Annotated in this window: 10 protein-coding genes and 1 pseudogene; 6 read left to right on the forward strand and 5 right to left on the reverse strand. The window is 66.1% G+C overall.

From position 1 onward, the window contains the following. On the reverse strand, positions 1–480 hold a 480-nt coding region (locus tag EET13_RS32435; protein ID WP_280177889.1), incomplete at its 3' end, for a PE family protein. Between the two features lie 138 nt (positions 481–618). Continuing rightward, a complete protein-coding gene (gene cobF / locus EET13_RS22945; RefSeq protein ID WP_122444422.1) occupies positions 619–1374 on the reverse strand; it encodes a precorrin-6A synthase (deacetylating) in 756 nt (251 codons plus the stop codon). Between the two features lie 135 nt (positions 1375–1509). Here cobF and EET13_RS22950 point away from each other — a divergent pair, with 135 nt between their 5' ends. Both EET13_RS22950 and EET13_RS22955 read left to right on the forward strand, forming a co-directional pair. Continuing rightward, positions 1510–2430, forward strand: a complete 921-nt coding sequence (locus EET13_RS22950) for an AurF N-oxygenase family protein (RefSeq protein ID WP_122444423.1) — start codon at positions 1510–1512, stop codon at positions 2428–2430. A gap of 251 nt (positions 2431–2681) precedes the next feature. Beyond that, positions 2682–3668, forward strand: coding sequence for a DUF4873 domain-containing protein (locus EET13_RS22955; RefSeq protein WP_244604065.1), 987 nt, complete (start codon positions 2682–2684; stop codon positions 3666–3668). Between the two features lie 163 nt (positions 3669–3831). Here EET13_RS22955 and EET13_RS33120 read toward each other — a convergent pair whose 3' ends face one another. After that, the gene (locus tag EET13_RS33120; protein WP_483237970.1) at positions 3832–4041 is read right to left on the reverse strand and encodes a hypothetical protein; all 210 of its coding nucleotides are present in this window, start codon (positions 4039–4041) and stop codon (positions 3832–3834) included. On the opposite strand from EET13_RS33120, the gene EET13_RS30990 reads away from it, so the two are divergent. Genes EET13_RS30990 through EET13_RS22970 form a run of 4 tightly spaced genes read left to right on the forward strand, consistent with a single transcriptional unit; the run spans position 3968 to position 5981 of the window. Continuing rightward, positions 3968–4168, forward strand: a complete 201-nt coding sequence (locus tag EET13_RS30990) for a hypothetical protein (RefSeq protein WP_122444424.1) — start codon at positions 3968–3970, stop codon at positions 4166–4168. The two genes, EET13_RS33120 and EET13_RS30990, sit on opposite strands and share 74 nt — an antisense overlap. Next, on the forward strand, positions 4165–4929 hold the full coding sequence (locus EET13_RS22965) for an STAS domain-containing protein (protein ID WP_122444425.1): 765 nt from the start codon (positions 4165–4167) through the stop codon (positions 4927–4929). The genes EET13_RS30990 and EET13_RS22965 overlap by 4 nt, the downstream gene beginning before the upstream one ends. Positions 4930–4932: 3 nt before the next feature. After that, positions 4933–5058 carry a hypothetical protein gene (locus EET13_RS32440; protein WP_280177745.1) on the forward strand — a complete coding sequence of 42 codons (126 nt, stop codon included), beginning with the start codon at positions 4933–4935 and terminating at the stop codon, positions 5056–5058. A 53-nt stretch (positions 5059–5111) separates the two neighbouring features. Continuing rightward, on the forward strand, positions 5112–5981 hold the full coding sequence (locus tag EET13_RS22970) for a TIGR03619 family F420-dependent LLM class oxidoreductase (protein ID WP_122444426.1): 870 nt from the start codon (positions 5112–5114) through the stop codon (positions 5979–5981). A gap of 3 nt (positions 5982–5984) precedes the next feature. Here EET13_RS22970 and EET13_RS22975 read toward each other — a convergent pair whose 3' ends face one another. Together EET13_RS22975 and EET13_RS30570 are read right to left on the reverse strand one after the other, a co-directional pair. Next, positions 5985–6791, reverse strand: a complete 807-nt coding sequence (locus EET13_RS22975; protein WP_122444427.1) for an enoyl-CoA hydratase/isomerase family protein — start codon at positions 6789–6791, stop codon at positions 5985–5987. Positions 6792–7367: 576 nt separating this feature from the next. Continuing rightward, positions 7368–8139: pseudogene (locus EET13_RS30570) on the reverse strand (PE family protein); the annotation flags it as partial.

The raw sequence follows: 8139 nt of genomic DNA on the forward strand, positions 1-8139 counted from the left end.
GGCGGGTGCCACCCCACTCGCGACGACCGCCCCGCCATTGCTGCTGAGTTGGGCCGGCGCCACGGAACCGCCAGTGCCGGACAACCCACCGGCGCGCACGTGTTGCGGCGTCCCCGCGGCCCCGTTGACCGCGGGTGCACTCACAGTGAGCGCCGCGGGATCGTTGATGGCCCCCGCCGCAAGCTGCATCGGCAGCACGTTGGCGGCTTCCGCCGCGGCGTACTCTCCGGCACCGGCGGTCATGAGCTGCACGAACTGCTGGTGAAACATGGCTGCCTGCGCGCTGAGCGCCTGATATGCCTGCGCGTGGGCGCCGAACAACGCCGAGATCGCAGCCGACACCTCGTCGGCTCCGGCGGGCAGCACACCCGATATCGGGGCCAGCGCCGCCATATTGGCCTGACCCAGCACCGAACCAATACCTGCCAGATCGTTGGCCGCTGCAGCCACGTACTCGGGCGCGGCGATCACCCACGACATGTACGAACCTCCCCGTCACTGCAAATTCCCCGCAATCGCGAAGTGACGTGCGACACAATGCGGAAGTACCGATGCTATCGCGAACCGGAGGGTCCATCGCACCCTTCTTGACAAACCGTCAAGAAGCTCATGCTGTGCTTAATCTGGCGCTTGCAACAGGTAGGTGTCCATAATCCAGCCGTGCCGCGCCCGCGCCTCGGCACGCAACGCCGCGATACGTGTCCCGACCTCGCCGACTGTGCCGGCAACCAGCAATTCGTCGGCAGTACCCAGGTACGCACCCCACCAGATGCGGGTTTGCGGCGGGCAGCTCAGAAACGAGCACTCGGCGTCGAGCATCACCACCGCCGAGCCGGTGACCGCCCGGGCGCGCAGCTGCCTGCCGGTCGTGATGAGCACGGAAGCGCCCACCTCGTTCAGCGGGATGCGGTGCCGCGCAGTCAGCGCCTGCACCGCGGTGATACCCGGAATGACGTCGTAGCTGATGTCGACCTCGGCGGACACGGCATCTAGGATGCGCAGCGTGCTGTCGTACAGCGATGGGTCACCCCAGGCCAAAAAGGCGCCCACGCCGTCGGGAGCCAGTTCGGTGGCGATGGCCGCCGCCCAGATCCGCGCCCGCGCCGCATGCCAGTCAAAGACCGCTTCCCGATAGTCGGTTTCGGTCGATCGCTTCGGGTCGGGCAGCTCGACGAATCGGTATCCCGGCTCCCGGATGAACCGCTCGCAGATCTGGCGCCGCAGCGCAACCAGGTCGCGTGTGGCTCCGCCCTTACCCAGACCCTTGTCCATCGCAAAGAACACTTGCGTGTCGTTGAGCGCGTTGATCGCCTGCACAGTCAGGTAGTCGGGATCTCCGGCGCCGATGCCGATGACGTGGATGTGCCGGCCCATGCAACACAACGTAATTGAGACCAGGAAAACCTAACCGAATACCTAACCGAGACCTCCGGTACCTAGTACCCTGGGTATTGACTATCGAGTGTGATCTCCCTAACGTCTGAACCACCTGATGAAGGGACACCAACGATGACCACCGTGGTGAAACCAACCGGGCCCCCGTCAAATGGACCCAGTCGTGAAGAGTTCTCCGAGCGTCTGCTCAAGGGTTCGGTCAAGAAGTCCTATGAGCCCGTCGTCGACATTGACTGGGACGCCCCGCTGGATCCGGACAAGTTCTATCTACCGCCCAAACTGGTGTCCCTGTACGGCACCCCGATGTGGGACGAAATGACCCGCGAGCAGCAAATCGAGCTGTCCAAGCAGGAACTGGTCAACACGCTATCAGCCGGCATCTGGTTCGAGAACATGCTCAACCAATCGCTGTTGCGCACCATCCTGCACGAGGACCCCACCAGCCGCTCGACGCATTACAAGCTGACCGAACTCGGCGACGAGACCCGCCACATGGTGATGTTCGGCAAAGCCATCGAGCGCATCGGCGCCAAGCCGGTGCGGCCCCAGCGAATGCATCGGATGGTCATCAACGCGCTGCCGCTGGCCTTTCAGCGAGGTTCGATGCTGTGGGTGGCCGCCCTGATCGGCGAGGAGATCTTCGACTCGCTGCAACGGCAGATGATGGACGACTCGGAGCTGCAGCCAATTATCCAGCGGCTCATGCGGATTCACGTCACCGAAGAAGCCCGTCATATCCAGTTCGCCCGCGATGGCGCACGTAAGAGGGTCGCCAACATGCCGCGGCTCAACCGATGGTTCATGGCTAACATCAACGGCCTTGGCGGGTACTTCTTCCGGTACCTGTTCAGCAATCCGATCCCATACGCGCGCACCGGCCTTGACCCGAGACGGGCCCGCATGATTGCGCGCAACAGCCCGCACCGCTACCAGATGCAGGTGACCGGATTCGCGCCGCTGGCAGCGTTTTTGACCGACGTGGGTCTGATGGGTCCCATCGCGCGCCGCGCCTGGAAGCGCAGCAAGTTTCTGTGATCGAGGCGCCCGGCCTGCACCACGTGATCATCGTCGGTGCGGGTACCCGCGGCCGGGTCGCCCGGGCCACGTTGGCGGCGGCCGGTGTCAGTGACGTTGTCGTCATCGACAGCGCTGCCGACCCGGCACTGGAGGTGCTCGCTGCGGTGTTCGACGACGACACCGACTCCTGGGGGCTGACCACCGCTGGCGGCGACGTTGCCCGTGGCCGCGTCGTCATTGCCGCACACCGGCCGCCGTATGTTCCGTGGATACCGGACCTGCCCGGGCGCAACGACTTTGGCGGCGAATCGTTTCATGCGGCGGCCTGGAATCCGGCCTTCGAGGCGGCCGGCAAACGCATTGTCGCGGTGGGCACCGACGCCGCCGTCGCCCGGCACCTCGACCGGCTCGTGGACTCCGCGGCCTCGGTCACCGTTGTTGCCCAGCCACCGCGCCGCGTGGTCTGCGACCTGCCGCTGATGACAACCCGAGCCCGACGCTGGCTGCGTCGCCGCCTGCGCGGCGGGCAGCCGCGGCAATCAGCCGCACTGGCCGGTTCGGCGATCGCGGCGCTGACGCCGTCGGGCGTGCACACCCACGATGGTGTCGAGTACGGCGCCGACGCGATCATCTACGGCACCGGCTTCGCCATCCCCGATCAGCTGCCCGAGCGGGCGCTGGTTGGCGCTCGCGGCGTGACCCTCCGGCAGGCCTGGCACGACGGCATGGAGCCCTTCCTCGGCATCGCCGTGCACGGCTTTCCCAACTATTTCTTCATCTCCGGTCCCGATAACGCCGACGTCACCGCGCAAACCCGCTACGCCGTCGAGTGCCTGGACCTGATGAACCGCACCGGCAGCTCCCGCATCGAGGTGCTGCGCAGCAGTCAGCAGGTGTTCAACGAGCGCGCCCAATTGCAGCCCGTCCGGGCGCAGCGGGTGTCCGGGGCGTTCGACCTGTCCGCCAGCGCGCCCGGTGACGACACCTATGACGGGGCCGCGACATTGGACTTAGGCGGAGCCCGGCTTCCGGTGCGTGTCCACCTGACCGGTCACCTCGATCCGATCGACGGCAACTACCACTGGCAAGGCACCGTCCTGGATCCGCTTCCGCAGGCCCCGCTCTCCCGATCAAGGACCACGACATTGACAGTCGGTGAACGCAGCGCGCCTGCCCGCATCGTCGAACAAACGCCCTGGGGCACCCACTCCGTCGCCGGAGTGGGGGCGCCACCGTACCCGTCAAGTGTCCGGTAGCAGCAGCTTCGCCGTCTTGTTGCGCCGATCGTCCCGCTCCACCGGGCAGTTCCCGATAGGCTGAGTGCCTGCCAGACTAGAGGTTGACCGCGCGCCTATTGCGGGTAACCGCCCTGGGTGGCTGGTGCTGCGGCAGACGACGACACAAACGAGAGCGGCATGGTCAGCGAGGTAGCGTTCGGCTCTTGGGAGCGGGGTCCGGGGGTTGACCCGGCCCGCGCCGGCCGATGGGCCGACGAGCGGACCCCACGACCGGGTGACGCCGGCGGCCGTAGGCAATTCGCGATACTTGACCGAAGATGGAAATCTCCGCCGCTCCCGCGGGCGGCATCCTCAAGCAATTGCACGGGCAGCAGTTCGAGGAGCAGGACATGGAACCGGACCACAGGACGGACCTGGCAGGCCGGTTCATGACGTCCCGCCGTCATGCAACCGGGCTTACCCCCGCACCGCCCGGCCCGCGGTTGAGTGAGACGGCCCCGGAAGGTCGGCTGCGGTGAGCGCGGTGGCCAAGTCGTCGAGTTCACTGGCCGTTGCGACACGACTCGAGCAGTCAACCGTCGTCCTGGCAGTCGAAGGGGTGCTCGGCGCGGCCAACTCGGCGTCGCTGCGCGACAGCATCATGAAGGCGACACTGGACGAGCCGACCGCCGTGATCGTCAATGTGAGCGGGCTGCAGGTTCCCGATGACGCGGCGTGGTCGGCCTTTATTGGCGCGCGCTGGCAGGCCGACACGCGGCCGAACGTTCCGATCGTGCTCGTCTGCGCCAGTCGTGCCGGCCGGGACGCGGTCACCCGCTCCGGAGTCGCGGTATTCATGCCGGTCTATCCCACCGAGAAGGGCGCGATCAAGGCCGTCGGCCGGCTGGCGCGCCGCAACGTCCGGCATGCCCAGGCACAACTGCCCGCACATTTGAACAGCCTTCGCGAGTCGCGGCAACTGGTTCGCGAATGGCTCACCTCCTGGTCCAAGCCCGGGCTGATCCCCGTCGCCTTGGTAGTCGTCAATGTATTCGTGGAGAACGTGCTCAAACACACCAGCAGTGAGCCGGTGGTACGGGTGTTCAGCGACGGTCCGGCGGCGACGATCGCGGTCTCCGACGGCAGCACTGCACCGGCCATGCGGCTGAAATCTCCGCCCAAGGGCATCGACGTGTCCGGCCTGGCCATTGTCGATGCGTTGTGCCGTGCGTGGGGCAGCACTCCCACATCGTCCGGCAAGACGGTCTGGGCGATCATCGGCCCGGAAAACCAGCTCTAGCCGGTGACGATCCACCTGCCGACGACCGCGGCGCCGGTGCGTCGACCGTTTTTGGGGTGGTTGCCGCTCGTGTTCCGCGCGAACGGCACGGCAAGCGCCGACGCCGTCGGCCACCCGCCCGGCGAATGAGAACGCGTTCTAGTATTCGGGCATGACGCCCGAATACAGAAGGTACGGATGACGTGCGGTTCAGCTATGCAGAGGCACTGACCAACCCGGCGTTCTATATTCCGCTGGCTCAGGCCGCCGAAGCTGCCGGCTACAGCAGCATGACGATCGCCGACAGCCTGGCCTACCCGTACCAGTCCGACTCGAAGTACCCCTACACCACGGACGGCAATCGGGAATTCCTGGAAGACAAGCAGGTCATCGAGACCTTCGTCCTGACGGCCGCGTTGGGCGCGGTGACCACGACGCTGCGGTTCAACTTCTTTGTGCTCAAGCTACCCGTCCGGCCGCCGGCACTGGTGGCCAAGCAAGCGGGTTCACTGGCAGCGCTGATCGGCAACCGGGTGGGGCTCGGCGTGGGCACCAGCCCGTGGCCGGAGGACTACGAGCTGATGGGCGTGCCGTTTGCCAAGCGGGGCAAGCGAATTGACGAATGCATCGAAATCGTCAAGGGGCTCACCACCGGAGACTACTTCGAATTCCACGGCGACTTCTACGACATCCCGAAGACCAAGATGAGTCCCGCTCCCACCCAGCCGATCCCGATCCTGGTGGGCGGCCACGCCGATGCCGCCCTGCGGCGCGCGGCACGCTTGGACGGCTGGATGCACGGCGGCGGCACCAGCGCCGAAGAACTCGACCGACTTATCGCCCGTGTCAAGAGGTTTCGGGACGAGCAGGGAAAGACCGGCCCGTTTGAGATCCATGTGATCTCGATGGACGCCTACACCACGGACGGTGTCAAGCGGCTCGAGGACAAGGGAGTCACCGACATCATCGTGGGTTTCCGCTGGCCTTACGTCAAGGGGCCCGACACCGAGCCCCTGGAGCAAAAGATCCGCCACCTCGAACGGTATGCGGAGAAGGTGATCGCCAAAGTCTAGGCATCACAGCGGATCCCATTTCGGTGCCCGCTTTTCCCGATGCGCTTTGGCGGCTTCGGCCGGGTTATCGGTGAAGCCGGTGAGCATTTGGGTGCGGTTCTCGATCTCGATGGCATGCCGCAAGCTGGGCGCATCCAACGCGGTATTGAGCCCGATCTTGGTCTGCCACACGCCGAAAGCGTTGTTCGCGGCGATCTCGCGAGCCTTGGCCAGGGTTGCGGGCATGAGGTCGTCCTGCGCCACCACCTCGTGGACCAGCTTGATGCGGTAGGCTTCGGCCGCGTCGATGATGCGTCCGGTCAGCATGAGTTCCCGCGCCACTCCGGCGCCGACGATCTTCGGCAGCAGGTAGCTGGTGCCCATGTCCATCGACGAGAAGCCGGCCTTGATGAACAGCGAGCCGAACCGGGCTAGCTCGGAAGCGATCCGGATGTCGCAGTGCAGCGCGAATGCCAGCCCGCCCCCGACGGCGGCACCGTTGACCGCGGCGATCACCGGGATGGGCAGCTCGTAGAGCCGCACATAGAGATCGGCCAGCCGCACCTGGGAGTCGTAGCTGGTCTTGAATGCAGGGCTGGCCGGCTTGGCCTTGACCCACGGCTCGCCGGTGCCGCTCAGGTCGGCGCCGGCGCAAAATCCCCGTCCGGCTCCGGTAAGGATCGCTACCCGGAATTCGGCTCGGGTGAGCACGCCCAACACCTCATCCATCGCGTCGATCAGCGAGCCGTCAATGGCGTTTAACAGCCCGGGCCGGTTCAACGTGACCAGCGCGATGTCATCTTCGAGTATCTGCAATTCGACGGCGGCCATACCCGCACGCTATCTCGAGTCTTGCAGTTATGGCGCTGGCGCGGTGAGGCGATCGCGCGGGGCCTGCCGCAGGGACGCTGTGCGTGTGGGTCCAGCCGTCGGCGGCATTGGTGCGTTTGCAACCCGTTGCTACCCGTTGCTACCCATTGCTACCCGTCGCTACCCGTTGCTACCCATTGCTACCCGAGGAATCGCCGCGCCGCGGTAGGCACGGCGAAGATGGGTGGCTCTTCGCTGTGAGTAAACATGTGAAATCTGTTGTTTGGCAGCCACTTTCTGCCCGATTCCTGTCGGTGGCGGTCGATAGGTTGCGGGTATGAGTTCGGGCGGTGTCGTGGATCGGCAGACGGCACGCAGACGACGACGAGACGGAGTAGCTCTGCCGACCCTGGGGGCTCAGCCATTCGGCAGGAACGCAGAAATCGCACCTCGCGAGTGCCAATACGTTGCGAAGCGTCCGATCATGTTGTCCGCCAACGTGATCGTACTGTCAACAGGTTACAGCGGAGTAGGTGGTGGATGCCACGCGCCGGTCAAGCCGCTGCCGGCCAGCGACAGACTTCCGCACACAATAGGTCACATGCCGGCCTGACCGGTCGTTCCGTTGACGCCGACCAACGATCCACCGCTGCCGCCTTTGCCGCCGCCACCGCCGGCCCCGAAAGTAGTTCCAAACCCGCCGTTACCGCCGTTACCGCCGTTACCGCCGTCACCGATGAGCTTCGCGTTGCCGCCGTTACCGCCGTTACCGCCGGTGCCGCCGGGCACCAGGGATCCGACTCCGCCGGTGCCGCCGGTCCCGCCGGCCCCGCCGTCGCCGTACAGCAGGCCGCCGGCTCCGCCGTTGCCGCCGTTGCCACCGTTACCGGCCGGAGTGCTGCCGACATTAAAGAAGTTTCCGCTGCCGCCGGCCCCACCGTGCCCACCGTGGCCGATCAGCCACCCACCGTTACCACCGTTGCCGCCGTTGCTTCCACTGAATCCGGCTCCCAGTCCGCTTGCGCCGGCCCCGCCGTTGCCACCGTTGCCAAATAGTCCGCCATTCCCACCGTCAGCACCTGCCGAGTTGGAGCTGCTGGCGCCGTCGCCGCCGTTGCCGAACAGCCACCCGCCGTCAGCGCCGGTCACCACTAGTGAAAATTGCGTCCCGGAGCCGGCGCTGCCGCCGTTACCGATCAGCAGCCCCGTCCTGCCGGGCGCGCCGCCGTAGGCGTTGCCAGCGCCGGAGCCACCGTCACCGCCGCTGCCGAAGAGCCACCCGGCATTTCCACCATTACCGCCAGCGCTGTTAGGGATAATGCCGCTCCCGGGGCCGCCGCTGCCGCCGTCGCCGAACAGCCGCCCCCCG

The sequence above is a fragment of the Mycobacterium attenuatum genome, assembly GCF_900566085.1.
GTDB lineage: Bacteria > Actinomycetota > Actinomycetes > Mycobacteriales > Mycobacteriaceae > Mycobacterium > Mycobacterium attenuatum.

Bases quoted from the DNA above. Each gene is read 5' to 3' on its own strand.
- cobF (WP_122444422.1), bottom strand. From the start codon at position 1,374: ATGGGCCGGCACATCCACGTCATCGGCATCGGCGCCGGAGATCCCGAC.
- EET13_RS33120 (WP_483237970.1), bottom strand. From the start codon at position 4,041: ATGTCCTGCTCCTCGAACTGCTGCCCGTGCAATTGCTTGAGGATGCCG.
- EET13_RS22950 (WP_122444423.1), top strand. From the start codon at position 1,510: ATGACCACCGTGGTGAAACCAACCGGGCCCCCGTCAAATGGACCCAGT.
- EET13_RS30990 (WP_122444424.1), top strand. From the start codon at position 3,968: ATGGAAATCTCCGCCGCTCCCGCGGGCGGCATCCTCAAGCAATTGCAC.
- EET13_RS22975 (WP_122444427.1), bottom strand. From the start codon at position 6,791: ATGGCCGCCGTCGAATTGCAGATACTCGAAGATGACATCGCGCTGGTC.